Annotated in this window: 23 protein-coding genes and 1 tRNA gene; 13 read left to right on the top strand and 11 right to left on the bottom strand. The window is 66.5% G+C overall.

Features of this window, described 5'->3' with window-relative positions:
- Window positions 1–8: 8 nt before the first annotated feature.
- From AB4Z16_RS22055 to AB4Z16_RS22020, 8 genes are all read right to left on the bottom strand, one after another.
- A complete protein-coding gene (locus AB4Z16_RS22055; protein WP_441513483.1) occupies window positions 9–1,112 on the bottom strand; it encodes an E22 family MetX-like putative esterase in 1,104 nt (367 codons plus the stop codon).
- 255 nt (window positions 1,113–1,367) lie between these two features.
- Window positions 1,368–3,125: an AsmA family protein gene (locus AB4Z16_RS22050; RefSeq protein ID WP_441513482.1), complete on the bottom strand. Its 1,758-nt coding sequence runs from the start codon at window positions 3,123–3,125 to the stop codon at window positions 1,368–1,370.
- A 94-nt stretch (window positions 3,126–3,219) separates the two neighbouring features.
- Complete coding sequence (locus AB4Z16_RS22045) at window positions 3,220–4,905, bottom strand: ABC transporter permease (RefSeq protein WP_441513481.1); 1,686 nt, start codon at window positions 4,903–4,905, stop codon at window positions 3,220–3,222.
- Complete coding sequence (locus tag AB4Z16_RS22040; RefSeq protein ID WP_441513480.1) at window positions 4,902–5,912, bottom strand: extracellular solute-binding protein; 1,011 nt, start codon at window positions 5,910–5,912, stop codon at window positions 4,902–4,904. Before AB4Z16_RS22040 ends, AB4Z16_RS22045 begins: the two co-directional genes overlap by 4 nt.
- Before the next feature lie 223 nt (window positions 5,913–6,135).
- Window positions 6,136–7,212 (bottom strand): DUF2865 domain-containing protein, encoded by a 1,077-nt coding sequence (locus AB4Z16_RS22035; RefSeq protein WP_441513479.1) that lies wholly within the window; start codon window positions 7,210–7,212, stop codon window positions 6,136–6,138.
- Window positions 7,213–7,359: 147 nt separating this feature from the next.
- Window positions 7,360–7,770, bottom strand: coding sequence for an MAPEG family protein (locus AB4Z16_RS22030; protein WP_441513478.1), 411 nt, complete (start codon window positions 7,768–7,770; stop codon window positions 7,360–7,362).
- A 70-nt stretch (window positions 7,771–7,840) separates the two neighbouring features.
- Window positions 7,841–9,334 (bottom strand): IMP dehydrogenase, encoded by a 1,494-nt coding sequence (guaB, locus tag AB4Z16_RS22025; RefSeq protein ID WP_441513477.1) that lies wholly within the window; start codon window positions 9,332–9,334, stop codon window positions 7,841–7,843.
- Between the two features lie 192 nt (window positions 9,335–9,526).
- Window positions 9,527–9,844 carry a hypothetical protein gene (locus tag AB4Z16_RS22020; protein WP_441513476.1) on the bottom strand — a complete coding sequence of 106 codons (318 nt, stop codon included), beginning with the start codon at window positions 9,842–9,844 and terminating at the stop codon, window positions 9,527–9,529.
- Window positions 9,845–10,135: 291 nt separating this feature from the next.
- Here AB4Z16_RS22020 and AB4Z16_RS22015 point away from each other — a divergent pair, with 291 nt between their 5' ends.
- Entirely contained in the window at window positions 10,136–11,575 is a 1,440-nt protein-coding gene (locus AB4Z16_RS22015) for an MFS transporter (protein ID WP_441513475.1), read from the top strand.
- 28 nt (window positions 11,576–11,603) lie between these two features.
- On the opposite strand, the gene AB4Z16_RS22010 is transcribed toward AB4Z16_RS22015, so the two are convergent.
- Both AB4Z16_RS22010 and AB4Z16_RS22005 read right to left on the bottom strand, forming a co-directional pair.
- Window positions 11,604–12,344, bottom strand: coding sequence for an RlmE family RNA methyltransferase (locus tag AB4Z16_RS22010; RefSeq protein ID WP_441513474.1), 741 nt, complete (start codon window positions 12,342–12,344; stop codon window positions 11,604–11,606).
- Window positions 12,345–12,353: 9 nt separating this feature from the next.
- The gene (locus AB4Z16_RS22005; protein ID WP_441513473.1) at window positions 12,354–13,472 is read right to left on the bottom strand and encodes a Ppx/GppA phosphatase family protein; all 1,119 of its coding nucleotides are present in this window, start codon (window positions 13,470–13,472) and stop codon (window positions 12,354–12,356) included.
- A 215-nt stretch (window positions 13,473–13,687) separates the two neighbouring features.
- Here AB4Z16_RS22005 and glpK point away from each other — a divergent pair, with 215 nt between their 5' ends.
- The 12 genes from glpK to AB4Z16_RS21945 all read left to right on the top strand — a co-directional run bounded on the left by glpK (window position 13,688) and on the right by AB4Z16_RS21945 (window position 25,796).
- Window positions 13,688–15,190, top strand: a complete 1,503-nt coding sequence (glpK, locus tag AB4Z16_RS22000) for a glycerol kinase GlpK (protein WP_441513472.1) — start codon at window positions 13,688–13,690, stop codon at window positions 15,188–15,190.
- Window positions 15,191–15,470: 280 nt separating this feature from the next.
- Entirely contained in the window at window positions 15,471–16,163 is a 693-nt protein-coding gene (locus AB4Z16_RS21995; protein ID WP_441513471.1) for an MtnX-like HAD-IB family phosphatase, read from the top strand.
- Window positions 16,156–17,601: an aspartate aminotransferase family protein gene (locus tag AB4Z16_RS21990; RefSeq protein ID WP_441513470.1), complete on the top strand. Its 1,446-nt coding sequence runs from the start codon at window positions 16,156–16,158 to the stop codon at window positions 17,599–17,601. The genes AB4Z16_RS21995 and AB4Z16_RS21990 overlap by 8 nt, the downstream gene beginning before the upstream one ends.
- An 18-nt stretch (window positions 17,602–17,619) precedes the next feature.
- Entirely contained in the window at window positions 17,620–18,543 is a 924-nt protein-coding gene (locus AB4Z16_RS21985) for an arginase family protein (protein ID WP_441513469.1), read from the top strand.
- Entirely contained in the window at window positions 18,540–18,902 is a 363-nt protein-coding gene (locus tag AB4Z16_RS21980; RefSeq protein ID WP_441513468.1) for an EamA family transporter, read from the top strand. The genes AB4Z16_RS21985 and AB4Z16_RS21980 overlap by 4 nt, the downstream gene beginning before the upstream one ends.
- Before the next feature lie 11 nt (window positions 18,903–18,913).
- The gene (locus AB4Z16_RS21975) at window positions 18,914–19,765 is read left to right on the top strand and encodes an alpha/beta hydrolase (RefSeq protein WP_441513467.1); all 852 of its coding nucleotides are present in this window, start codon (window positions 18,914–18,916) and stop codon (window positions 19,763–19,765) included.
- A 29-nt stretch (window positions 19,766–19,794) separates the two neighbouring features.
- Window positions 19,795–20,922: a GNAT family N-acetyltransferase gene (locus AB4Z16_RS21970; protein WP_441513466.1), complete on the top strand. Its 1,128-nt coding sequence runs from the start codon at window positions 19,795–19,797 to the stop codon at window positions 20,920–20,922.
- Window positions 20,919–21,326 carry an EamA family transporter gene (locus AB4Z16_RS21965; protein ID WP_441513465.1) on the top strand — a complete coding sequence of 136 codons (408 nt, stop codon included), beginning with the start codon at window positions 20,919–20,921 and terminating at the stop codon, window positions 21,324–21,326. The genes AB4Z16_RS21970 and AB4Z16_RS21965 overlap by 4 nt, the downstream gene beginning before the upstream one ends.
- On the top strand, window positions 21,313–21,735 hold the full coding sequence (locus tag AB4Z16_RS21960; protein WP_441513464.1) for a DUF2147 domain-containing protein: 423 nt from the start codon (window positions 21,313–21,315) through the stop codon (window positions 21,733–21,735). Before AB4Z16_RS21965 ends, AB4Z16_RS21960 begins: the two co-directional genes overlap by 14 nt.
- 61 nt (window positions 21,736–21,796) lie before the next feature.
- Window positions 21,797–23,524: a sensor histidine kinase gene (locus AB4Z16_RS21955; RefSeq protein WP_441513463.1), complete on the top strand. Its 1,728-nt coding sequence runs from the start codon at window positions 21,797–21,799 to the stop codon at window positions 23,522–23,524.
- Entirely contained in the window at window positions 23,521–24,897 is a 1,377-nt protein-coding gene (locus tag AB4Z16_RS21950) for a sigma-54-dependent transcriptional regulator (RefSeq protein WP_441513462.1), read from the top strand. Before AB4Z16_RS21955 ends, AB4Z16_RS21950 begins: the two co-directional genes overlap by 4 nt.
- Window positions 24,898–24,974: 77 nt before the next feature.
- Window positions 24,975–25,796, top strand: a complete 822-nt coding sequence (locus AB4Z16_RS21945) for a MipA/OmpV family protein (RefSeq protein ID WP_441513461.1) — start codon at window positions 24,975–24,977, stop codon at window positions 25,794–25,796.
- A gap of 159 nt (window positions 25,797–25,955) precedes the next feature.
- Here AB4Z16_RS21945 and AB4Z16_RS21940 read toward each other — a convergent pair.
- A tRNA-Gln gene (locus AB4Z16_RS21940) sits at window positions 25,956–26,029 on the bottom strand.
- Between the last annotated feature and the right edge of the window lie 92 nt (window positions 26,030–26,121).

The following is a 26,121-nucleotide window of genomic DNA, read 5'->3' as shown; positions in this document are numbered from 1 at the left end:
AACAGGTTCTATTTCGCCAGGAACGCCCGGATGGCGCCTTCCGCCTGCTTCATCGACATCACGCCGTCGAGATGGCCGCGGGCGCCGTCGATGGTGACATGGGTGATGTCGCGCCCGGCGTCCTTCGCCGCTTTCACCGTGCGCTCCACCGCGTCAGGGGTGAAGACCAGATCCTTCGGCTGCGTCACCAGCAACATCGGCGCCCTGGTCTTCGCCATGCCCTCGGCCAGCGAGTTGCCGCCGGCCGCGAAGAGCTGGTTGGCCTTGACGAGATAGAGGAAGTGATTGGCGTCGGAGACTTTGGCGCGGGCTGCGCCGGCATTGTCGAGCACGCTCTGGACCTGGAACTTGTTGGCGAGCGCCTTGGCCGGATCTTCACCTTCCTTGGCGGGGCGGCGGCCGAAGGTGGCGTTCGCCCAATCCTGATGGTTTGCCTGCAGCGTCACCGCGGTCAGCGCCTTGGCGAGGCCGGCAAGCGGCGGCGTCCTGCCGTAATAATCGCCGTTGTTCCAGTTGGGGTCCACCAGGATCGGCGCGGCCCAGACGTCGAGCCAGCCGATCAGCATCGCGTCGGCCTCGGCCGCGCCGATCACCGGCATCGCCTTGGCCACCATCTCGGGATGGCTCGCAGCCCATTCGAAAGTCTGGAGCGAACCCATGGAGGGGCCGGCGACCAGTGCGAGCTTCTTGATTCCAAGGCTTTCGACGAGAGCCTTCTGCACCTCGACGAAGTCGCGGACGGTGACGATCGGGAAGTCCAGCGCATAGGGCTTGCCGGTATCGGGATTGATCGAGGCCGGGCCGGTGGTGGTGGTCTTCGGGTCGCCGGTGTTGAGGTTCACCAGCGTGTCCGACGAGATGACGAAATACTTGTCGGTGTCGATCGCCTTGCCCGGCCCGATGATCGCGTCCCAGTAGCCGGACTGCGCGTCCTTGGCGTCATATTTGCCGGCGGCGTGCGAGTTACCCGAGAAAAAATGGCAGATCAGCACGGCATTGGATTTGTCGGCGTTGAGCGTGCCGTAGCTCTCCCAGCCGGTGCGGACCTGCTTCAGCGTGCGTCCCGATTGGGTCGTGAAGCTCGGCAGCTCGAAGACCTTCTTTTCGGTCATCAGATCCTGTGCGTCCGCCATTCCCGCTGCAACCCATCCTGCAAGGGCGAGAACGCCCGTGATCCATTGCCTCATCACCACTTCCTCCCTCCAGCCGTCAGGCGGCCTTCGCCGCATCAGAGCGGATTTCCACGCGCGGCGGAAGCGCCTTCGCTCAGCGCAGAGGACCAAAGGGGGGAATTCGCTTTTCGGACAGATCCGATGCCTTTGGCCGAGGGAGGATCGCCACCACCCGTCCGTCAGGACGCATGGCGATCAGCGCGTCAGGAGAGACGGGAAGGGCGTGCCGCTGGCCGGGCTCAGGAAGGCCTCGGTCTCGAGCTCGAAGAGCGGGGCGTCCACCGGCCCCTTGAGGCTGAAGGGCAGCTTCAGCGCGCTGGTCGTGGACGCCAGCGAGGCCGCCATATCGAGGATGCGGGTGCGCAGCGAGGCGTTGCCGCTCAGGTTGAAGCGAAAGGCCTGTCCGCTCATCTGGGCGTCGGTCAGCACCAGTAGCCCGCCGGCGATGCCGGCATTGGCCGTCAGGTTCTCGAACGGCGTCTTGCCCTGGTGCCAGTCTCGCCAGGCCTGGGAGGGATTCCGCTCGGCGCGGCGCAGCATGTCGACGAAGGCGACGCCGGCGAGCTCGCCCTGTTTGACGGAGAGATTGGCCCGTCCGGCCAGCGAGCCGAGGAGCTCGTCAAAGGTCCGGCCGACACCGTCGAGCGCAAGCTGGAAAGTGCCATTGCCCGAGAGGCGCGACAGCTGCGGCAGGTCGCTCGACGCTTGCCCGAAATTCACGCGCTCGAGGCCGGCCTGGAGTTTCACATCGACCCCCGCGGGAGCGCTGACTGCCAGGAGCCGCGTCTTGACGCTGCCGCCATAGGCGCTGGCCCGGACCAGCCCGGTCTCGAATCGTCCCTTCTTGATCAGCAGGTAGCTGGCGACGTCGTTGAGCCGGGCGCCGTTCAGCTTGGCGGCGTCGACCGAGATTCTGAGATCGACCTCGCGCCCTGTCCAGCCGTCGAGATCGAACGGGCCGGGATCGCCGGCATCGATGGCCGGGATCGGCAAGCGGTTGACGAGGCGGCCGATATCGAGCGTCGCCCCTGCCAGCGTCCCCGAGAGCGCGAAGCGTCCGGCCCCGGTTTCGGACAGCGTGAGGACGCCGTCGAGGCGCTCGCCGTCGAGGCTGGCGATCGCATTATTGAAGGAGGCTTCATGCGGCTTGAGCTGCAGATCGGCCGACAGCGTCAACGCGCCGAGGGCCGCCGCCAGGCGCGAATCCTCGCCGAACCAGCGCAAGAGCTGTGGCACGGACGGGGTGGACAGGGCGAGAAGGCCATTGAGGACCGGCTCGTCCGGTCCGGACCGCGTGCCGTCGAACCGGAGCTTCAAAAGCGGCGAATTGGCCGAGAGCGCGGCCTTGGCGTTGCGGCCGTCCATTGGCCAGAGCAGGCTCACTTCGGTCGGGACGCCGCGCCAGGTCAGGGAGCCGGACAGTTCCAGCGGCTCGTTCTGGCTGCGTTCGTCGATGACCAGACGGACGTCGCGGACCACGCTCTGGATCGCGCCGTTCGCGCGCAGGAAGAGCGAACCGCCCTGGATGACGATCTTGCTCTGGTTGCGCAGCCGCTCGAGCTCGGCCATTGGCGTCGCAAGCCACTCCGCCACGCCGTCGCTGCCGGGCGCGACCGCCACGTCGATCTGCGGCGCGACGAGATCGATCCTGTCGAAGCTGAGCGTGCCGACCAGCAAGGGCAGGAGGCGTAGATGCGCCCGCACGCGAACAGCCTGGCCCGAAAGCGCGCCATCGCGCTGGCTGAAACTAACCTGGGACAGGCTGATTCGCGGCAGCGGCAGGAGCGCGATCTCGGCGCGCTCGACGGTCTCGACGACGAAGCCCGTCTTCTTGGCGATTGCGGCGACGACGCTCCGCTGCACCCGCCCGAGCGCAAGGTCCCACGGCTGCAATCCAAGCAGGCCGATCAGGACGACAAGGCTGAAAGCGAGGATCGCTACGCGTCTGGTCATGGACTTCCGAATCGGCGCCGGCCGAAGTCAGCCAGCCCCCTGGCGGCGGATGGTGTATGCCGATGTTGATGGCTTGTCGAGGCGGGGAAACCCGCTATCCCGCACGATCCGTGCCGGTTTTAGCCAGAAGCATGGCAGGATAGAGGCCGGCGAGGATGATCAGCAGGGCAGCGAGTGCCCCGTCCTCGAAGACGCCGCGCGAGGCGTGGCCATAGACCACGGTCGCCAGCGTTTCGAGATTGAGAGGGCGCAGCAGCAGCGTCGCGGGCAGCTCCTTCAGGCAGTCGACGAAGACGAGCAGCGCGGCGGCTGCCACCGCCGGGCGCATCAGCGGCCAGTGGATCCGGCGCAGGATCTCGGGCTGGCCGGCGCCGAGCGCACGCGCGGCATCGTCGATCCGCGGCGAAACACGGCTCAGGCCGCTCTCCACGCCGGCGATGCCGATGGTCAGGAAGCGCACGACATAGGCGATCACCAGCGCCGCGCCGGAGCCGATCAGCAGCAGGCCGGGCTTGATGCCGGACAGGGACGTGATCGCGCTAGCCAGCACATTGTCGAGCGCGGCGATCGGGATCAGCAGCCCAAGCGCGAGAACGGTGCCGGGCACGGCGTAGCCGAGCGAAGCGAGGCGGGCGAGGGGCTTCAGCCAGGTTTCGCGGCCGGCACGGCTCGCCGTGGCGATGCCTAGCCCCAGCAGCAGCACGATTGCGGCGGCAATGCCGGCGAGCAGGAGAACATTGGCGAGCAGCCGCAGCAGCGCAGCGTCGAGTTGCATGAGCAATCCGCGTCGCAGGATCTCTGCGGCGAGATAGCCGACCGGCAGGATGGCGCCGAACAGGACGGGGAGAGAGCAGGCGATCGCGGCCAGGAGGGCCGCGCGTGGCCGCAGGGCCCTGCGGCCGAGGGGGCGAGGCTGGCGCACCGGGAGGGCGAAGCGGCGCTGGCCGCGCAGGCGAGCCTCCGTCCAGATCAAGAGGAAGACGACGACCAGCATCACGCAGGCAATCTGCGCTGCCCCGGGCAGCGAGCCCCGGTTGATCCAGGTGGTGTAGATCGAGAGGGTGAGCGAACGGACGCCGAGATATTCGGTCGCGCCGATGTCGTTGAGCGTTTCGAGCAGGACGAGCGTCAACCCGGCCGCGAGTGCGGGCCGGGCGAGCGGCAGGCCGATGCGCCAGAACAGCCGGCCTGGCGTCGCGCCGAGATTGCGGGCCGCCTCGACGATGGTCGCGCCCTGGATGCTGAAGAGGGCGCGCGTGCTGAGGTAGACGTATGGGTAGAGCACGATCGCCATGATCGCGATCGCACCGGGCAGGCTGCGCGGATCGGGAAACCAGTAATCCCGCAAGGAGCGCCACCCGGTCAGCGCTCTCAGCACACTCTGCAATGGCCCCTGGAAGCCGAGAAATTCGACGTAGATATAGGCCATCAGATAGGTCGGCAGCGCCAGCGGCAGCACCAGAAGCCAGTCGAAATGGCGCCGGCCGGGAAATTCGAACTGCGTCACCAGCCAGGCCGTCCCCACACCGAGAACGGCACTGAGGAGGCCGACACCGGCCAGCAGGAGCCCGGTCTGGACCAGCGCTGTCGGCAGCACATTGGCGGCGAGATGCGGCCAGATCTCCGCGGCCTGCGAGGACGACAGCGCCGTCGCGAGGAGCGCGAGCAGCGGCGTCAGCACGAGCGCCGCCCCGATCAGCGAGGCCAGCGCAAAACGCGTCGACGGCCGCCACGTGAATGGCGGCCGTCGCGAGGCGGTGAGCGGAGCGCTCAGGCTCAATTGTCGAAACCGACCTTGTCGACGAGATCGGCGGCGGGCTTGCGCTGCTTGGCGACCTCGGAGAGCGGCAGCTTGTCCGGCGTGACCGCGCCGAGCAGCTTCACTGCGGCCGAGTCGGTGACGGCGGTGTTGACCGGGAACTCGAAATTGCCGTTGGCGTAGAGCGCCTGCGCCTTGTCGCCGAGCATGTATTCGATCAGCTTGACCGCGTTGTCCTTGTTCGGTGCGTTCTTGGCCAGCGCCGCGGCCGAGACGTTCACATGGGTGCCGCCATCGGCGAAGGTCGTCTTGAGCGGCTTGATCGCGTCGTACCAGCCCTTCTGCTCGTTCTTCGCCTGGCTCATCAGGCCGATATAATAGGTGTTGATCACGGCGACGTCGCAGAGGCCGGACTGGATGTCGCGCGCAACGTCGCGATCGCCGCCGCCGGGCCTGCGGGCGGCGTTCGCGCGCAGGGCCTTCAGGAAGGTCTCGGTCTTATCCGGGCCGTTATGGGCGATATAGGCGGCGAAGAGCGCGTTGTTGTAAGGGTGCTGGCCGGCGCGGATGCAGAACTTGCCCTTCCACTTCGGATCCGCGAGCTCCTCATAGGTGATCGCATCCTGCGCAACGCGCTCCTTCGAGGCGACGACGATGCGGGCGCGCTTGGTCAGCGTGACCCAGTTGTTGTCGGGGCGCAGCTGCGTCGGGACGATCTTGTCCACGGTCGGCGAATGGATCGGCTGCGTGACGCCGGCAGCGACCGCGGCATTGATCTCGCCGACATCGACCACCAGCATGACGTCGGCCGGGCTGTTGGCCCCCTCGGCGCGGATGCGCTCCTGCAGGCCGTCCTTCAGGAAGACCGCATTGACCTTGATGCCGGTGTCCTTGCTGAAGGCTTCAAGCGCCGGGTTGAGCAATGTGGGCTCGCGCGTCGTGTAGAGATTGACCTCCTGGGCGAGGGCCGGCGCGGCGAGCAGGCAGGACGACAGCGTCAGGGCCTGGAGGTGCTTCTTCTTGATCATTGCTTCGCTCCGTCGGTTCAGGGCGCCAAAGCGCGACGGGCGACGGTTAAAGGGCGGCGGACACTGCTGTCAACGGAATCATCCTTTAGAATCAGCGTCTTGGACGATTTCCAGACTGGTTCTTATTTTGATGAATTCTAATATCTGAGCCATGATGTTGGAATGGCGGGACGATTCCGCACCATGCAAGTCGTACGACTTCAGTCTAGGTCATTCCGCGGCGTCAGCGTGACGCAGCCGTGATCGGGATCAGGCGCACGGCAACGCGCGTCTCGGGATCGATCGAGCCACGCAGCACGGCGTCGCTGGCCACGGTCTCATCTTGCAGATGCGCCTCCCGCACCAGCATCTGCCGCCGCAGGCTGCGCGCCTCCGCCTCCATGCGTGAAACGCCGACCCGTTCGTCGATCTGCTGGCGCTGGCCCGTGCTCAGCTCCGGCGCCGTGCGAAAATCACGGAAATCGCGCCGGCTATAGGGCCAGCTCGATCCGCCGGTGAAGGTCGAAACCTTGCCGTCGAGGACGACGCTGTCGCCGGGGCGGAGCGTGATGTCCCGCAGGAGCGAGATGCGCCGCTCGCCGACCTGGACGATGGCCGGCCGGCAGGCCGGGTCGGCTGCCTTCTCGTGGCTATAGGCCATCGGCAGCGCCGCATAGCGCTGGCCGTCGGCTGCGACGGCGGCGTCGATGCTGGTCGAGCCGGCGGCCGCACGAAAGACCTTGACGGGAATGCCGGGGTTCATCGCCTTGCAGAGAGCCTCATGGGCGCTGAGATCGCTGGCCGACCGCAGATGGCCGATCGGGGCATGGAAGCCGTCGCAGAGCCGCACGCAGAAAGTCTGCGCATTATTGGCGGAAACCAAGGCGGCGCTGCCTTCGACCGGCCTGTGCGGGCGGGCCGCGACCTTTTTCGGGATTCGCTTGAAGGGGTTGAGCTCGATCGCCGGGTGAGCGATGCGTCCGTTCGGCCGTATCTGCATCAGGGGCAGGCGCCAGCCATTCGTCGCCGGTGCATAGGCGGTCGGGCGGGTCGACGTATAGGCAGCGCTCTGCGCCGGAGCGCGTGCAGCCCTGCGCGCCGCCTCCTCGAGGAAGAACGAGCGGATGCCTGCATCGTCGTCAGCCTGGACCAGCGAAGCCGTCAGCACCATGCCGCCGCAGCCGACGGCAATGCCGAGGATGGTCGCCGCAGCCCAGCGACCGGCACGCGAGCGGGCCGGGGCCTTGCTCACAGAGCCGGCGTAACCGGTCACGCCGCTGCGGGGCAATGCCCGCACGGGGATCTCACGGACACGCAACATCGCGTCACTCCAACCTGCGCTTGTTCACCGTCCGCCGCAGGTTGGGTGTAGTTTACGTTTCGTTAAGATTCAACGTTTTCGCTGCGCCTCGCTCCGCAAACGCCTGAAATGCTTAACGACAGGCGGCAAGGCGGCGGGCGAGGGCGCTCAGACGACGGCGAGCAGGACGCCGATCCACATGCCGACCAGGGCGAGGGCGCCGATGCCGTAGACCGCTCCGCGCACGGGCAGCTTGTTGGGGCCGATATGGATGAGCGTGTGGATGACGCGGGTCGCGACGTAGAGCCAGGCCAGCACCGCCATCGCATAGCTGGTGGCGCCCACTTCCATCGCGAGCATGATGAGCGCGAAATAGATGACCGGCGTCTCGAACTGGTTCGAGAAGTTCGCCGAGGCGAGCCGGGCGGAGACGGGGTAACGCTCGGCCGAAACCTGGACGTCTTCGTGCCGCACGGCGCCGGAGGTGAAGGCGTCCTTCCGGCGCAGAATCAGGATGACGCCGACGATGAAGATCCAGAGGATCAGGGCCAGCGTGGGATAGACGAGCTTCAGGGTCACGGTCGCGGTCGCCTCGTGTCAGCGCAGGCCAGGATGGTCCCGGCCAGTGCTGCACGAAGCCTGCGCCGACTCAAGACCGGGTCGGATAGTTCGGGCTCTCGCGCACGATCGTCACGTCATGGACATGGCTCTCGCGCAGGCCGGCGCTGGTGATGCGGATGAAGCGGGCCTTGTTGCGATAATCCTCGAGGTTGCGGCCGCCGACATACCCCATCGCGGCGCGCAGGCCGCCGGCGAGCTGGTGGAGCACGGTGGAAACCGGGCCCTTATAGGCGACCTGGCCCTCGATGCCCTCCGGCACGAGCTTCAGCGCGTCCTTGATGTCCTGCTGGAAGTAGCGGTCGGCCGAGCCGCGGGCCATGGCGCCGACCGAACCCATGCCGCGATAGGCCTTGTAGGAGCGACCCTGGTAAAGGAAGGTTTCGCCCGGCGTCTCGTCGGTGCCGGCCAGCAGCGAGCCGACCATGGCGCAGGAGGCACCGGCGGCAAGTGCCTTGGCGAGGTCGCCCGAATACTTGATGCCGCCGTCGGCGATGACCGGCACGCCTGCCTTCGACGCCGCCGAGGCCGCGTCCATGATCGCTGTGAGCTGGGGCACGCCGACGCCCGCGACGATGCGGGTCGTGCAGATCGAGCCCGGGCCGATGCCGATCTTGACCGCGTCGGCGCCGGCATCAATCAGGGCCTGCGCCCCGCCGGCGGTGGCGACGTTGCCGGCGATGACCTGGACCGCGTTGGAGAGCTTCTTCACCCGGCTGACCGCTTCGAGCACCTTGGACGAGTGGCCATGCGCCGTATCGACGACGATGAGGTCGACGCCGGCGTCGATCAGCATCTCCGAACGCTCGAAGCCCTGGTCGCCGGTCGTGGTTGCTGCAGCGACGAGCAGGCGCCCTTGCGCGTCTTTCGCCGCGTTGGGGTGAGCTACCTGCTTTTCCATGTCCTTGACGGTGATCAGGCCGATGCAGCGATAGTGGTCATCGACGACGAGCAGCTTCTCGATGCGGAACTGGTGCAGCAGGCGCCGCGCCTCCTCCTGGCTCACGCCCTCGCGCACCGTGATCAGCCGCTCCTTGGTCATCAGCTCCGAGACGGGCTGGGCCGGGTTGGCGGCGAAGCGCACGTCGCGGTTGGTCACGATGCCGACCAGTTTGCCCTTGTGGCCCTGCGGTCCGCGCTCGACGACGGGGATGCCGGAGATGCCGTTGTTCTTCATCAGCGCCAGCGCATCGGCCAGCGTCTCGTCGGGATGGATCGTGATCGGGTTGGCGATCATCCCTGATTCGAATTTCTTGACGAGGCGCACCTGCGCCGCCTGCTGGTCGATATCCAGGTTGCGGTGGATGACGCCGAGGCCTCCGGCCTGCGCCATGGCGATCGCCATGCGCGCCTCCGTCACCGTGTCCATCGCCGAGGCGATGATCGGCAGGTTGAGCGAGATCGACTTGGTGAGCCTGGTGCGGATGTCGACATCCGCGGGCATGACCTCGGACGGGCCGGGCTCAAGCAGCACGTCGTCGAAGGTGAAACCGTCGCGAATCAGACCGTCGAGAGAAAGCGTCATCGTCAACTCCGACGCCGGGCGGAACCGGCTTTCCAGGGGAGGCAGGGCAAGAGGCCCGATGCCGAGTTGACGAGGCCCGTTAGCATGCGCCCGGCGCCTTCGCTAGTCCGGCGGGCGGGATTCTTTTGCAGTGCGACAACGGTCCCCGGCGCATGGCTGCTCCGGGGACCGTCCGCAAAAAGCCGGTTCGCGTCAGTAGCGCGACCGCGCAGGGGCGGCCGAGGCATCCGGCATCACGCCGAAACAGCCCATGGCCATCGTCATATGCCCCATCTGGTTCGCCAGGCGCTCGCAATCCCGCTGCCGCACGCAGTTGTTGTAGCGAATGCTTTCGCCATAACCCTGAGGCGCGGCCTTGTCCTGGCAGGCCATCTGCCAGTCGGTCATGGCGGCGGAAGCAGGCGTGGCGGCTGCGCCGTAGCTCAGCCCGGCCACCAGTGCCAGGCCTGCCAGCCGCACGCCGACGGGAATACGGCGCGCAAGCGCCGAAATTGTTGAAACAGGGGTCATGTCAGCTCTCCGGAGGTTACGACGCGCGCCCCTCGCGCCGATCCGGACCCAGGCCGGATGGAAGAAAGATGGTGACTTCCCAATGCGTGTAGGAGTGCGGCGGACGCATGGCGGATTTGTGTTTGATGATGGGGCAGAAGGTGCGTGCATGGCAGGAGCGCGTGGCGATCGCGTGAAATGGCCGGAAAAAGCAACTTCGCCTCTCGTCACGTCGTGGTGCTCGCATTAATAACCTAGCTTATGAATTCAACACGCGCTCACACAACAGCGTGAGCGTGGAAGGTTACCGCCTTGCAACGCGCCAGACTGCTTCCTCTCATCGTCGCTTGTGCTCTCTTCATGGAGAACACCGACTCGACCGTGATCGCGACCTCGTTGCCGGTCATCGCCAGGTCGCTGGGGGAGGACCCGATCGCGCTGAAGCTCGCTCTGACCTCCTATCTCGTCAGCCTCGCCGTCTTTATCCCGATCTCGGGCTGGATGGCCGACCGGTTCGGCGCCCGCACGATCTTCCGCTCTGCGCTGTGCGTCTTCATGCTCGGCTCGATCCTCTGTGCCGTATCGAACTCGCTCGGCGCCTTCGTCGGCGCGCGCTTCGTTCAGGGCATGGGCGGAGCGATGATGGTTCCGGTCGGGCGCCTCGTCATTCTGCGCAGCGTCAGCAAATCCGAGATCGTCGGCGCGCTGGCCTATCTGACGGTCCCGGCGCTGGTCGGACCCGTGGTCGGGCCGCCGCTCGGCGGCTTCATCACCACCTATTTCGACTGGCGCTGGATCTTCTTCATCAACATCCCCATCGGCTTCGTCGGCATCGTGCTGTCGAGCCTGTTCTTCGAGGATATCCGCGAGGAGGATGTCGCTCCTCTGGATGTGAAGGGCTTTCTGCTGTCCTCCTTCGGCTTCGCCAGCCTGATGCTCGGCCTGGCGACCGGGGGGCGGCACCTCGTCCCTGTCTACGTTTCCTATGGCTGCGTGCTGGCCGGGGCGGCGGCGCTTGCGGCCTATTGGTTCCACGCCCGGCGCGTGCCCTATCCGGTACTCAACCTGTCGCTGTTCCGGATACCGACCTTCCGGATCGGCGTCGTCGGCGGCTCGATCTTCCGCACCGGCATCGGAGCGATCCCCTTCCTGCTGCCTTTGATGCTCCAGCTCGGATTCGGGCTCGACGCCTTGCAGTCGGGCCTGATCACCTTCGTTTCGGCAGCCGGCGCGCTGATCATGAAGACGTTGGCGAGGACGATCCTGGCGCGCTTCGGCTTTCGCAGCGTGCTGGCCATCAATGCCGTGATCGGCGCCGCCTTTCTCGCCGCGTCGGGCCTGTTCACCCCGACCACGCCGCATGCGATCATGCTCGCCGTGCTGCTGATCGGCGGTTGCTTCCGCTCGCTGCAGTTCACCGGCATCAACGCGCTGAGCTATGCCGACGTCTCCAACCGCGACATGTCGAGCGCTACAAGCCTCTCGAGCGTCGCCCAGCAGCTCTCGCTCAGCATGGGCGTGACCATCGGCGCCTTCGCGCTGGAGGCCGCCAACACCTTCAACGGCGGCAAGGCTCTGGCAGCCGGCGATTTCTGGCCGGCCTTCGCGATCGTCGGGCTGATCTCGGCATCCTCGGCGCTCTGGATGGTGCAGCTGGCTCCCGATGCCGGCACGGAAGTCTCAGGCCACGTTCCGGTGAGCGCGCGCAAGGTCACGGCCGAGGCGCTCGCCGACCAGAAGCCGCTGGAGTGAGCGCACCGACGCCCTGAAATCGCGCCCCTCAGGCGTCGGCGCTTTCGTCGGCCGTCTTCCGTCGATAGCCGGTCGCCAGCACATAGAGTTCGGAGGAGTCGGCGCGGCTCGCGGCTGGCTTGACGTTCCGCACGGTGGTGAAGTCGCGCTTCAGCGCGGTGAGGAGGTCGGCGCTGTCGCCGCCCTGGAACAACTTGGCGAGGAAGAAGCCGCCCGGCGCCAGCACGCTGTGCGCGAACTCGACCGCGGCTTCGGCCAGCGCGATGATCTTGAGATGGTCGGTCTTCTTGTGGCCGGTGGTGTTGGCTGCCATGTCGGACATGACGCCGTCGGCTTGGCCGCCGAGGCGCTCGGTCAGCAGGGCCGGGGCCTCTTCGGCCATGAAGTCGAGTTGGATCAGTTCGACGCCGGGGATCGGATCGACCGGCAGCAGATCGATGCCGATGACGCATCCCTTGCCGCGCTCAAGCCCGATTCGCTTGGCCGCGACCTGGCACCAGCCGCCGGGCGCGCAGCCGAGGTCGACGAGGCGCTGGCCGGGCTTCAGGAACTTGTAGCGGTCGTCCATCTCCTCGAGCTTGAAGGCGGCGCGGGAGCGATAGCCCAGTTCCTTCGCCCGCTTCACATAGGGGTCGTTGAGCTGGCGCTCGAGCCAGAGCTGCGACGAATGCTTGAGCTTGCCGGCCTTTTTCACCTTGACGCGCATGTCGCGCGCGCCGGCGGAGCCTTTGCCGCTGCCGGCCTTGCCGCCCGATTTTTCGGTGCTCATCGCCTCAACCTATTTCCGTCGCCACCAGGCACGGTCCTCGTGCATCATGCGCAGCAAGATGCCCTCGCGCAGCCCGCGATCGGCGATGCGGACGCGCTCGCTCGGGAAGGCGCGATGGATCGCCTCGAAGATCGCGCAGCCGGCCAGCACCAGATCCGCGCGCTCGCGGCCGATGCAGGCATTGGCCGCCCGGGCGGCATAGTCCATATCGATCAAGCGGTCGATGACGGCTGCGACATCGTGCTGGTGCATCCACAGCCCGTCGACCTCGCGGCGATCATAGCGAGGCAGGTCGAGATGGATGCCGGCGACGGTCGTGACCGTGCCGGACGTGCCGAGCAGATGGAAGCCCTTGGAGCCGCAGGCGGCCGCAGCCTTTTTTGCAAAAGGTTCAAGCGCTTGCGTGCAGTCATCAACCATTTGCTCGAAGAGCTCGCGGCCGACCTCGATGCCGCCATAGCGTTCAGCCACGGTAACGACGCCGATCGGCAGGGAGGCCCATTCGCGGATACGGGCAGCGGGGTCGCGCGCCTCGCTGCGCCCGCCGAGCCAGATGATCTCGGTCGAGCCGCCGCCGATGTCGAAGACGATGACGCTCTCGGCCGCCGGGTCCGTCAGCGCTGCACAGCCGGAGACGGCGAGCGCCGCCTCGGTGCGCTGATCGATGATTTCGAGCGCGAGCTCGGCCTCTGCAGCGACACGGCGGATGAAGTCCAGTCCGTTGGTCGCCGCGCGGCAGGCTTCGGTAGTGACGAGGCGGGCGCGGGTGACGCCGCGATTCGCCATCTTGCCGCGGCAGATCTTCAGCGCCTCGACAGCCCGGTCCATCGCCGCATCGGCCAGGCGGCTGCTGGCAGCGAGCCCTTCGCCGAGGCGGACGATGCGGGAAAACGCATCGACCACCCGAAAGCCATGCTGCGCCGGGCGCGCGATCAGGAGGCGGCAGTTGTTGGTGCCGAGATCCAGCGCCGCATAGGTCGCGCTGGGCTGCTGATGGATCAATGCCGGGTTGCAGCTCTTGAAGGCATCGGAAACCAACGCGCCACCGGCCCGTTGCGGATCGGTGGTATGCCTATGCGGCGGCGCCACATGCGTGACGTCCCGTTGCTGCCGGTCCTCGACCGCCACCGTTTTCCAATCCCTCGACCTGTCAGCACAAGGCCGGACAGGGGCCGCAGCGTCGCGCGGCCGGTTGCTTCGTCGTCAAGGTAACTGCACGGCAAGCCCCGTGCCAAGCGGAACCTTGCAGGGATACCGGCCGGCCTTGCATCCGCGGCGGCTGATCGGCCAGTGTCCGCCGGCCGGCCTGCCGGCCAGGACGCATGAAGGGCAAGGGATTCGCCATGGCTGCCAGACACATCCTCGCAATCGACCAGGGCACGACATCCTCGCGGGCGATCTTGTTCGATGCCTCGCTCGCGGTCGTCGCGTCGGCCCAGCAGGAGTTTCCGCAGCATTTCCCCGCATCCGGCTGGGTGGAGCATGAGCCTGAGGATATCTGGGAAAGCGTGCTGGCGACGGCCCGGGCAGCGATCGGCAAGGCGGGGCTGAATGCGGGCGACATCGCCGGTATCGGAATCACCAACCAGCGCGAGACGACGCTGATCTGGGACCGGCGGACAGGCAAGGCGATTCACCGCGCCATCGTGTGGCAGGACCGGCGCACGGCGCAGGCCTGTGCCGATCTCGCGGCCGCCGGCCACGAAAACCTCGTGGCCCAGCGTACCGGGCTGCGCATCGACCCCTATTTCTCCGCGACCAAGATCGCCTGGTTGCTGGACAATGTGCCCGGCGCGCGGCGGCGGGCCGAAGCGGGCGAACTCGCCTTCGGCACCGTCGATTCCTTCCTGCTGTGGCGGCTGACGGGCGGGGCGGTACATGCCACCGATGCCACCAATGCGGCGCGCACCATGCTGTTCGACATCGGCCGTGGCATCTGGGACCCCGAACTGCTCGGCCTCTTCGACATTCCGGCGGCGATCCTCCCGGAGGTGCGCGACTGTGCCGCGCATTTCGGCGACACGGTGCCGGAGCTCTTCGGAAAGTCGATCCCGGTGCGCGGTATCGCGGGGGACCAGCAGGCGGCGACCATCGGCCAGGCCTGCTTCACGCCGGGCATGGTGAAGTCGACCTACGGCACCGGCTGCTTCGCGCTGCTCAACACCGGCGACACGCCGGTCCGCTCGAAGCATCGCCTGCTCAGCACGGTCGCCTATCAGCTCGGCGGCAAGCGGACCTACGCGCTCGAAGGCTCGATCTTCATCGCGGGTGCTGCGGTGCAATGGCTGCGCGACGGCCTCGGCATCATCGAGAAGGCCAGCGACACCGGCCCGCTGGCGGAGGCGGCCGATCCCGAGCACGACGTCTATCTGGTGCCGGCCTTCGTCGGCCTCGGGGCACCGCACTGGGACGCCCATGCCCGTGGCGCGATGTTCGGGCTGACCCGCAATTCCGGCCCGCGCGAATTCGCCCGCGCCACCCTCGAAAGCGTCTGCTACCAGACGCTCGACCTGATCGAGGCGATGCATGCCGACTGGCCGGAGGCCGGGCAGGGCGGTCGCTCGGTGCTCAGGGTCGATGGCGGCATGGTCGCGTCGGACTGGACGATGCAGCGCCTCGCCGACATCCTCGATCTGCCGGTCGACCGGCCGACAGTGCTCGAGACGACGGCGCTGGGCGCAGCCTATCTCGCCGGGCTCGACGCCGGGCTCCTCCCGGAGCCCGGACGCTTTGCCGACCAATGGCGGCTGGAGCGCCGCTTCTCGCCGGCCATGGCGGCCAGCCAGCGCGAGCGCAAGGTCAGGGGCTGGCAGGACGCGGTGCGGCGCACACTGAGCGCGGGATAGGCGCGTCTTGCGGCGCCTGTCGCCATCCGCAGGCGCAGCCGCTTGAATGGCGCTGTTGGTGGAGGGGCAACTGGCGATCGCCGCTCTTTCGCAGATGTCTTCGGCGCGCATGTCCGAGTTTGTACTCCATTGGCCGCGATGCTCCAAAATTTGATGGTGACCTCAATTTTGTGAGGAATCCACCGGTTGGATGGGCAAGAAAGCCTAATCAAATCAATGCATTGCGTGATGGCACGACGCTTGCCATTGGCAGCTCCGCGAAACGGGAGCTTCCGCGCAGATGCAATGGCAGGCCATCGTCGATTTCGACGGGACGATTTCAGAGAAGGACACGACGGATTGTGTCCTGGCCCGCTTCGCCGAGCCCGGTTGGGAAGCGATCGAGGATGACTGGGTCGCCGGACTCATCGGTTCGCGGGAGTGCATGGAGCGGCAGGTCGGGCTGCTGCGCGCCTCGCCCGATGCTTTCGACGGCTTCGTTGAAAGCTTCGCGATCGACTGGGGCTTTGCCTTCTTCGTCCGGGTCTGCCAGCGCCACGGCGTGCCCGTTACCGTGGTTTCGGACGGGCTCGACCGCACGATTCATACCGTGCTTCGTCGGGCCGGGCTCGCCGGGCTGCCGGTTATCGCCAATCACCTCGAACCGGTCGGAGTGGATCGCTGGCGCCTGACTTCGCCGCATGCGTCCCGCGATGGAAGCTGCAACAGCGGCACCTGCAAATGCAGCGTGGCTACCAGCCTGGGGCGGCCTGCCACCATCCTCGTCGGCGACGGCCGGTCCGATTTCTGCCTGGCCGAGCGCGCTGACATCGTCTTCGCCAAGAACGGCCTGATCGCCCATTGCGACCAGGCTGGGGTGGAACACCGCCCATTCTCCCGGCTCGCGGAAGCGGCGCGTGCCCTCGACGACATGCTGACTGGCGTCGTCCCGGCCGCAGCGAGCCATCACATCAAGGACTTGATCAATGGATGACGGATTTCCCCAGCACGGCCGTTCTGCAGCCGCTCCTGCTGCGGTGAACTTGGCCTCGGTCACCGCCGAGGAGGCCCGCCTGCTCGCACTCGAGGCGGAGTTCTGCTCGCATGGCGATACCGTGCACTACACACAGTTCCCGAAGATCTTCTCGGGCTGCGAGGGCTCCTTCATGCTCGATGCGGCGGGCAACCGCTTCCTCGACCTGCAGATGTGGTACTCGGCCGTCAATTTCGGCTACGCCAATCCGCGCCTCAACAACGCGCTGAAACGCCAGATCGACAAGCTGCCGCAGGTCGCCAGCCAATATCTCCACCGCGAGAAGATCGAGCTCGCGGCGATGATCGCCAAGGATGCCCAGCGCAAGTTCGGCACCAAGGGGCGCGTCCATTTCAATGTCGGCGGCGCGCAGGCGGTCGAGGATTCGCTCAAGCTCGTGCGCAACGCCTCGAACGGCAAGAGCCTGATGTTCGCCTTCGAGGGTGGCTATCACGGCCGCACGCTCGGCGCCTCCGCCATCACCTCGTCCTACCGTTATCGCCGCCGCTTCGGCCATTTCGGCGAGCGCGCCCACTTCATCCCGTTCCCCTACCATTTCCGCGGGCCGAAGGGCATGAGCAAGGAAGAGTATGGCGAACACTGCGTGCAGCAGTTCGCCCGGCTCTTCGAGAGCGAATACAACGGCGTCTGGGATCCCAAGGCCGGCCAGGCCGAATATGCGGCCTTCTATGTCGAGCCGCTGCAAGGCACGGGCGGCTACGTCATTCCGCCACCCAACTTCTTCACCGGCTTGAAGAAGGTGCTCGACGACCACGGCATCCTGCTCGTCGTCGACGAGATCCAGATGGGCTTCTACCGGACGGGCAAGCTCTGGTCGATCGAGCATTTCGGCGTCCAGCCCGACGTGATCGTCTTCGGCAAGGCCGTCACCAATGGGCTGAACCCGCTCTCCGGCGTCTGGGCCAAGGAAGCGCTGATCAACCCGACCGTCTTCCCGCCGGGCTCCACGCATTCGACCTTCAACGCCAACCCGCTCGGCACGGCCGTCGCGCTCGAGGCGATGAAGATGATGCAGGAGGAGGATTACGAGACCATGGTCATGGCCAAGGGCGCGTATTTCCTCGATGGGCTGAAGGACCTTCAGAAGCGTCACAAGATCGTCGGCGAGGTCGACGGCCTCGGCATGGCCCTGCGCATCGAGATCTGCGAGCCGCATGACAGCTATACGCCGTCGAAGCGGTTGGTCGACCTGATGTGCGACGAGGGCATGAAGGCCGATCTGGAGCTCGATGGCCGGCGCTACGGCCTCGTGCTCGATATCGGCGGCTACTACAAGAACGTCATCACGCTCGCGCCGGCCCTGACCATGAGCTACGAGGAGATCGATCTGGCGATCGCCCTCCTGGACCAGCTCTTCGCCCGCGTGGCTGGCGCCTGATCCGACTGGAGAAGGCTGTTGCGCCTGCAGGTGATCGATCTCGATGGCAGCGTCGCGCGCCAGGAGCCGCTGCGCCGCCGCATCGACGCGGGAGAAGCTTCCCGCATCGATGCGGCGCATCTTGCCGCGCGCCTGCGCATCGTGGCGAGCCGCGGCGCGCGCGCGCGGCTGCTCGAGCAACTGGCGGCAGAGGACAGCGGCGGGAGCGGACCACCTGTCTACTTCTACGGTTCCGGGGATTTCCATCACCTCGCGGCGCTGCTGATTGCAGGAGTCTCCGAGCCGGTGACGGTCGTCCATTTCGACAACCATCCCGACTGGGTGCAGTTTCCGGCGACGGTCAATTGCGGCGCCTGGGTCAACCGGGCGCTGGAGCTGCCCCAGGTCCGCAAGGTCATCACCATCGGTCCCTGCAGCGGCGATCTCGTGCGCCCAGAATGGCAATTCGCCAATCTCAGGGCGGTCGCGGAGGAGCGGATCTCGCTCTATCCCTGGCGGCACGCGCCTTCGCGCGTCTGGGGTCGATACGGAACGGTTGCGAGTTTCCGGCAGGAGGGAAACCATCTGCATTGGCGCAATCTGGCCGATGAGGACTGGGCTCATTTCCTCGACGACCTCGTCGCCACGATCCCGACCAGGGATATCTGGCTCAGCATCGACAAGGACGTCCTCGGGCGGGACGAGGCGCTGACCAACTGGGACCAGGGCGATCTGCCGCTGACTCATCTGCTGGGCGCGATCGAGCGCCTGGCGGGCGCGCGTCGCATCGTCGGGGTGGATGTCTGCGGCGACTGGTCCGAGCCGCGCTTCTCCGACCCGTTCCGCGCGGCGCTCGCCTATTTCGATCATCCGCGGCCGCTGCGGCCTTCTTCGGAAGAGCTCGCCGTCAATGCCCGGGTGAACGCCGAACTCATCGACTGCTTTGCGCGGGTGCTGCCGTGACCGTGAACATCGTCCTCTGGTTCATCCTGTCGATCGTCTGCGACGTCGTCGGCCAGCTCTGCCTCAAGCTCGGTGCCGACAGGTTGCCGCAGGGTGCGGGGCTGCGCGAACTCACGGTCGCGCTCGGCCGCTCCGGCTGGGCGATGGCCGGCGTGCTGACCTATGTGGCGGAATTCTTCATCTGGCTGCGGATCCTCGCTGAGGTGCCGCTCTCGATCGCCTTTCCCATTGCCAGCCTCAATTTCCTCGCCATCACCTTCGCCAGCGCGGTTCTGCTCGGCGAGCGTGTCGGTTCCCGGCAATGGTTTGGTGCTGTCCTCATCACCTGCGGCGTGGTCATCGTCGCTCGAACAGTCTGACGGAACGAGACGTGACGACGCGCGATTTCAGCCTTCGCTATGCCGGTGGCCGGACCGGCTTCCTTCTGATCCACGGTTTGGGCGGAACCCCGACCGAGATGCGCCTCGTAGCGCGCGCGCTCAACCAGGCCGGCCATACGGTGCACTGCCCGCAACTCGCCGGCCACTGCGCCGGAGAAAGCGAGCTTCTGGCGACGGGCTGGCGCGATTGGGCCCAGAGCGTCATCGACGAACTCGACCGGATGCACCTGATCTGCGATCGCGTCATCGTCGGCGGTCTTTCGATGGGTGCCGTCCTGGCGATGCATGTCGCTGCCGCGCGGCCCGAAGCCGTTGACGGGCTTGCGCTCTACGCGCCGACCCTCTGGTACGATGGCTGGTCGATCCCGCGCTATGCCTTCCTGTTGAAGTGGCTGATCAACACGCCCTTCGGCCGCCGCTACAGCTTCGTCGAGCGCGAGCCTTATGGCGTCAAGGATCTGCGCACGCGCGCGCTGATCACCGCCGCGATCACGCGCGGCGACAGTTCCGAGGCAGGTTTGCTCGGCACGCCGTCCGGCGCACTCCAGCAAATGTGGGCGCTGATCGACCAGACGCGGCGCGAGATGCCGACGATCACCTGTCCGGCGCTGCTCGTGCATGCCCGCGAGGACGATGTCGCCAGCCTGTCGAACGCGTTCTACATCCAGCGCCGGCTGGGCGGCCTCGTCGATGCCGTGATCCTCGACGACAGCTATCACCTCGTCACGATCGACCAGCAGCGGGGCATTGTCGTCGAGCGTTCGCTTGCGCTCGCGGCGCGGCTGGCGAAGCGGGAGGTCCGGGAGAAGGCGGCGGGACTGCGCGTCGTCGCAGCCGAATGAGCCGGCTTGCCGCCCGGATCGTCGCAAGCGTGGCCGCAATCGAGCCCGCGGCCTGGGATGCGTGCTTGCCCGGCGAGGCGGAGTGCCACGCCTACTACAGCGCCTGCGAGGCGGCGGCGGCCGCTTCCGGGGTCGGGCTGCGCATGGCGGCGATCGTCTTCGAGGCGCAAGGCGAGGTGATCGGGGTCGCGCCGTTCTTCCGGCTGAACTACCGACTCGATACACCGCTTCAGGGCCCGCTGCGCGGGCTTGGCGAGGCGCTGTTCCGCCATGTGCCCGGCCTTGTCACCCTCAAGGCCCTCTGCGTCGGCTCTCCCTATGGCGAGCGCTGCCATCTCGGCTTTTCGCCGCGGCTGGATTCGGCTGGCCGGGCCGCTGCCTTTCGGCAAATGGCTGAAACCCTCCAGCAGCAGGCCGTGGCCGAAGGCGCGCATCTGGTCGTCTGGAAGGATCTGGCGCCCGAGCAGGAACGGGAGGCCGGCGCCTTCCTGGGCGGGGCAGGCTTTGCGCGCCTGGCCAGCCTGCCGGTCGCCGTGCTCGACCTGCCTTTCCCGGACGAGGCCGCCTATCTGGCGTCGCTGTCGGCGGCGACGCGCAAGGACGTCAGGCGCAAGCTCGCGAAGGCAGGCGATGTCCGGATCGAGTTCCGCACCGACATCTCCGGGTTCGAGCAGGAGATCGACGCCCTCTACGAATCCACGCGCGCGCAAAGCGGCCTGGACTATGGCGAGCTCGAGCTGCTGCCGCCCGGTTATTTCGCCGGAATTTCGCGGGCCTTGGGCGAGCAGGCCGTTTTCGTGCTCTACTGGATCGGAGGCGAGCTTGCGGCGTTCAACCTGCTGCTGGTCGAGGCCAATCGCGTCATCGATAAGTTCCTGGGCATGCGCTACCCGCTCGCGCGTGAGCACAATCTCTATGTGGTGAGCTGGATGGCGAATGTGCGCTTCTGTCTTGAACGCGGCATCCGCCTGTTCCAGAGCGGCCAGACCGCCTACGCGTCCAAGCTTCGCTTTGGCAGCCGGCTCGTTGCCTCCACCATCCATGTCCGCCATCGCCGTGCGCCCCTGCAATGGGCGCTGCGTCGCTTGAGCCCATGGCTCGGCTTCGACCGCTTCGATCCCGATCTTGCCGAACACGCCGGAAAGAAAGCTGCATGACTGCCTTCACACCCGCCGAAGCGCCGTCGCGCTGGCGCCAGCTTGCGATCTGGCTGGCTTTCATCGGGCTCGACACCGGCACGCAGCTCGCCTTCAAATGGGGCGCGGATGGGCTTGGCGACATGGATTTCGGCCTCGCGATGCTGACGCGATCCATGGAGCTTCCCGGCGTCTGGCTCGCTATCGTCGGCTATCTCGGAACTTTCGTGGTGTGGATGGCGATCTTGCGCGACATGCCGCTTAGCCGTGCCTTCCCGATGACGGGATTGGTCTATATCACCGTGCCCTTGTTCGCCTGGGCGGCTTTCGGCGAGCGGATCGATCTCCTGCGCGCCGTCGGCATCGCCCTGATCATTGCCGGAGTGATCCTGCTCGGTGGGGAGCATGAAAATGAGCACCCGTAGTTTGCGGATTGCGCTCGCCGTTGCCGCGCTCCTGGGGGCCCTGCCGGCCGGCGCCGGCCCTGCAACGGATGTCGTCGGGCGCTGGCGCGATTCCGACGGGGAGTCGGAAATCGCGATCGCCCGCTGCGGGGCAGCGCTGTGTGGCCGCATCGTCTGGCTGAAGGAGCCGCGTTTCGACCAGTTCAATCCCGATGCCAGACTGCGCGCGCGCTCGCTTCTCGGCATCCAGGTTCTGAGCGGGTTCACTCCGGGCGGGGACGGAAAGCTCGTGGGCGACGGCTACAATCCCGCCGATGGCAAGAGCTACCGCACGACGATGGAGCTCGCGGCGCCCGGCACATTGGTGGTGCGCGGCTGCGTCCTAGGGGGCCTGATCTGCGACGACGACACCTGGACGAAGCAGCCGTGAACGACGCGAGATCGCGTACCGCAGAACGGGGAGGCGGCCCGCCGCCGTTGCGGGGCTCGTCGTGACCACCCGCATGACCACGCTCAGGCTCAGGCTGGTGATCGGATTCCTGCTGGTGATCGTGCCGGCGATGCTGGCCTCGGCCTTTGTCGCTGCGAAGCTGATTTCCAATGCGTTCGAGGACAATGTCGGTCATTGGCTGGGCGAGACGTCGCGCTTCTTCGGGCTGGAGGTCTCGGAAGCCGCACAGGAGGCGCAGCGCGTCGCCGGGGTCATCGGCAGCCGGCTGGAGCGGAGCCCGAGCGACGTCAAGATGCAGCATACGGTCGAGCGCGAATTCGGCGTGCTGAGCTCGGTCGGCTACGATCTCATCGCGGTCTATCGCCCCGGCGGCGAAATCATCTTCTCCTCGCGCCGTTTCTCCGCCGTCGGGTCTCTGCCCGAGAAGACGGGGCAGGGATTGTTCAGGATCGTTGCGGACGGCCAGCGCTGGATCATGGCGGGAGCCGTCCAGTCCATCCAGATCAACGGGCAGTCCGCCAATCTTCTCGTGGGCTCATGGCTCGACGACAACTACCTGGGCGGGATCAAGGTCGTCACGTCGCTGGAAGTGCGGTTGTTCTCCGACTTCGACGGCGAGCTCGAACCGATCGTGCAGACGCATAGCGATCGGAAGGTCGTCGTGCCGAAGGCGATCCTGGCGCGGCTTGATGCCGGCGAGGAGGAAATCTTCGATGCGGACGCCGAAGGGGGCGCCTACCGCGCCGTCTATACCGGCTTTCGCGGCATCGACGGCAAGCTGGTGGCGATCAGCTTTATCGGCCTGCGCAGCGAAGCGGGGTTCTTCGAGCAGCTCGGCCGCGAGCGGCTGTTCCTCGGCATATTCCTCTTCGGAAGCTGCATCGCGATTATCGTCGGCATAATGATGTCGGAGGTGCTCGTGCGGCCGTTGCGCGCCCTGACCCGCGGCGTCCGGGCGATTGCAGCGGGTGATTTCGGTCAACGCGTCACCGCCGGCGGCGGGCGCGAGATCGCGCAGCTCGCCGCGGGATTCAATGGAATGGCCGAGCAGCTGGGCAAGCTGCATGATCTCGAAATGGAATTGCGCCGCCGCGACAGGCTTTCCGCGCTGGGGCAGGCGGCGATGGTGATTGCGCACGAGGTTCGCAATCCGCTCGGCATCATCAAGACGTCGACGGAGGTGGTGCGCAATCGCTCCAAGCTCGGCGCAACCGAGAGCAAGATGCTCGGCTATGTCATCGACGAAGTCCGCCGGATCGAGACCCTGATGCGCGACTTTCTCGACTTCGCCCAGCCGAGGCCGCTCGTGCACAGCCGATTCCCGTTGCGCAATGTCATCGAGCGGGTCGCAGCCATTGCGGCTCCCGAGCTTGCCCGGCGCGGCATCACCCTTCAGATCGACGACCGAAGCAAGGGCGCCCTGATCAGCGGGGACCCCGACCAGCTCCACCAAGCCTGCCTTAATCTGGTTCTCAATGCCATGGATGCCATGCCTTCGGGCGGCGCCATTCACGCCAGCCTGGCGGTGAATTCAGACACAGTGTCGCTGACGATCCGCGACGAAGGGCCTGGCGTTCCCGAAGCGATCCGGGGCGAGGTCTTCAATCCGTTCTTTACCACCAAGGCGAAAGGTACGGGGCTGGGGCTCGCTAAGGTGCAAAGCGTGGCGGCGGCGCATGGCGGAACGGTCGCTTGCGAATGCATGGCGGGCCAGGGCGCGGCCTTTACGCTCGCATTGCCGCGGGTCAAGACGGGAGAGGACGTGTGAGCCACACCATCCTGGTGGTCGATGACGAGGAGCGTCTGGCGGACGTGCTGGCCGCCGCGCTGGAGGATCTCGGTTATCGCACGACCGCGGTGACGAGCGTGCAGGCGGCCCTCGTGGCACTGGACCAGTCGCGCTTCGACCTCGTGCTCACCGATCTGCGGCTGCCGGTGATGGATGGGCGCGACCTGCTGCGTGAGGTGCGCAGCCGCTGGCCGGATATTCCCGTCATCATCCTGACGGCCTTCGCCGCCGTGCGCGATGCGGTCGAGCTCATCAAGGAGGGGGCCTTCGACTACATCGCCAAGCCCTTCGAGATGGAGGATGTCGCGGCGACGATCAGGCGCGCGCTGCGCCTTGCCGATGTTGTGCGGGACAATGAGCGCCTGCGCAGCGAGCTGGAAGGGCGCCACAGCTTCGATACGCTCATCGGCAACAGCGCGTCGTTCCGCCGCGTGATCGAGCAGGTCACCGAGGTCTGCGAGACCCGGGCGACCGTCATGCTGAATGGGGAGAGCGGCACGGGCAAGGAACTGGTCGCCCGCGCGATCCATTTCAACAGCCCGCGCCGGGGGCGGCCCTTCATCGCCGTCAATTGCGCCGCCATTCCGGAAACTCTGCTGGAGAGCGAGCTCTTTGGCCACGTCAAGGGCGCCTTCACCGGCGCGCTGGCCAATCGGGTCGGCCGTTTCGCCGCGGCCGAGGGCGGCACGCTCTTCCTCGACGAGATCGGTGACATGCCGCTTGCGATCCAGGCCAAGCTGTTGCGTGTCGTCCAGGAGCGCAGCTTCGAGCCGGTCGGCGCGAATCGCAGCCAGAGCGTCGATGTCCGTCTGATCGCGGCGACGCACAAGGACATGCGCGAAGCGGTCGCCGCGGGCAGCTTCCGGGAAGATCTGTTCTATCGCCTCAATGTCTTTCCGATCCAGCTGCCTGCATTGCGCGAGCGCCCTGAAGACATTCCGCTTCTGGCGACGCATTTTCTGGCGACGCTCTCGGAAACGATCGGCAAGCGGGTTGCCGGCTTCTCGCCCGCCGCGCTCGCAGCCATGGCGGGACATGACTGGCCGGGCAATATCCGCGAGCTGCACAATTGCGTCGAGCGGGCGCTCATCGTTGCCAAGACTTCACAGATCGATGTCCAGGATCTCCCGCGCGATCTGTTCGAGGGGCCGCGCCGGGCCGGCCGCGACGCGCTGCCGCGCGATCTCGACGCCGAACTGGAACGGATCGAACGGGATTTCATCGTCGAGGCGCTGCGCCGGAGCGAGGGCGTGCAGGTGAAAGCGGCAAGGATGCTGGGCATTGCCGAACGCAGCCTCTGGCATAGAATCAAGAAGCTCGATATTCGGGTTGGTCGGACGGTAATCGAATGATTGGCGGGCATGTAGCGGCACTGTCGCGAAAGCGCGCCAGAATGATGTTTGGCGCGTTTGCCGCGCATGGAGGAACCGTGTCGCGTATCGGTTTTGGACAGATTGGCTGCCTCGTTCTGCTGTCGGCGACGTCCGCGGCGGCTGCCGAGCCGAGCCCGGCTTTGACGGACGCAACGCCAGCCAAGGGCTGGATCGTGACGCTCGGCGGATCGTTCCAGATGGGTCCCAAATACGAGGGGGCGAATGCCGTGGGCCCGTCCTTCATGCCCTCGCTCAGCTGGCGCCGCGTCGGCGAGCCGGAAGGCTTCAGCGCGCCCGACGACAGTCTCGATTTCGCGCTCTATGAAACCAACCGCTTCAGCTTCGGCGTGGCGGGGAGCTGGAAAAGCGGGCGCTATTCGTCGTCGAGCCCGAAGCTTTTCGGCATGCGAGACGTTCCGTGGGCGATCGAGGCCGGCGTTTTCGCCGAGTTCTGGCCGATACTCGATCGCCTGCGCACGCGCATCGAGGTTCGCCAGGGCTTCAACGGGCACCACGGCATCGTTGCCGACCTCTCGGCCGACTGGGTCGAGCGCCTGGGGCGCTTCACGCTGTCGGCGGGCCCGCGGCTCTCGCTGGGTAACGCGTCCTACATGCGCACCAATTTCGGCGTGACGGCGCCGGAAGCGCTGATCAACGGCTATCTGACGCCATATCGGCCCTCAGGCGGCGCCAAGAGCCTGGGCGTCGCGACGGCACTCGAATACACTTGGTCCGAGCAATGGTCGACGACGCTGTTCGCGCGCTATGACCGGATGATCGACGAGGCCGCGCGCTCGCCGCTTGTCCGCACGATCGGCCAGCGTGACCAGTTCACGGTCGGGCTTGGCGCCAGCTACTCGTTCAGAATGGACCTCTGATCCGACGACTCGATTCCGAGGTTGCCAGACGGCAGCCTCGGATTCCGGGCGTTATCAGGCATCGGACGTCGCTGGATCAAATCCGGGCTATCGGCGTGACCTGTTCGGATCCAGGATTGCCTGCTCGCGCCCTCGGCGCCAACGCTTGCCACTTAAAAGTGGCTGGGGGACTAGGATTCGAACCTAGACAACCAGAGTCAGAGTCTGGGGTCCTACCGTTAGACGATCCCCCAACGATGGGGCGCTTCGGGGCGCCGCGTTGGTGAGCCGGGGTCTAATCAATGCGGTCCGGCTTGGCAAGAGCTGAATTCACGTTGCCTGCGAA

The sequence above is a fragment of the Allobosea sp. TAF32 genome (assembly GCF_052113585.1).
In the GTDB taxonomy this organism is placed as follows: Bacteria; Pseudomonadota; Alphaproteobacteria; order Rhizobiales; family Beijerinckiaceae; genus Allobosea.
Note: the sequence above shows the minus strand (reverse complement) of the source record. Positions and strands in the feature narration are given on the sequence as shown.

Bases quoted from the DNA above. Each gene is read 5' to 3' on its own strand.
- AB4Z16_RS22055 (WP_441513483.1), bottom strand. From the start codon at position 1,112: ATGACCGAAAAGAAGGTCTTCGAGCTGCCGAGCTTCACGACCCAATCG.
- AB4Z16_RS22050 (WP_441513482.1), bottom strand. From the start codon at position 3,125: ATGACCAGACGCGTAGCGATCCTCGCTTTCAGCCTTGTCGTCCTGATC.
- AB4Z16_RS22040 (WP_441513480.1), bottom strand. From the start codon at position 5,912: ATGATCAAGAAGAAGCACCTCCAGGCCCTGACGCTGTCGTCCTGCCTG.
- AB4Z16_RS22035 (WP_441513479.1), bottom strand. From the start codon at position 7,212: ATGTTGCGTGTCCGTGAGATCCCCGTGCGGGCATTGCCCCGCAGCGGC.
- guaB (WP_441513477.1), bottom strand. From the start codon at position 9,334: ATGACGCTTTCTCTCGACGGTCTGATTCGCGACGGTTTCACCTTCGAC.
- AB4Z16_RS22020 (WP_441513476.1), bottom strand. From the start codon at position 9,844: ATGACCCCTGTTTCAACAATTTCGGCGCTTGCGCGCCGTATTCCCGTC.
- AB4Z16_RS22010 (WP_441513474.1), bottom strand. From the start codon at position 12,344: ATGAGCACCGAAAAATCGGGCGGCAAGGCCGGCAGCGGCAAAGGCTCC.
- glpK (WP_441513472.1), top strand. From the start codon at position 13,688: ATGGCTGCCAGACACATCCTCGCAATCGACCAGGGCACGACATCCTCG.
- AB4Z16_RS21995 (WP_441513471.1), top strand. From the start codon at position 15,471: ATGCAATGGCAGGCCATCGTCGATTTCGACGGGACGATTTCAGAGAAG.
- AB4Z16_RS21990 (WP_441513470.1), top strand. From the start codon at position 16,156: ATGGATGACGGATTTCCCCAGCACGGCCGTTCTGCAGCCGCTCCTGCT.
- AB4Z16_RS21965 (WP_441513465.1), top strand. From the start codon at position 20,919: ATGACTGCCTTCACACCCGCCGAAGCGCCGTCGCGCTGGCGCCAGCTT.
- AB4Z16_RS21960 (WP_441513464.1), top strand. From the start codon at position 21,313: ATGAGCACCCGTAGTTTGCGGATTGCGCTCGCCGTTGCCGCGCTCCTG.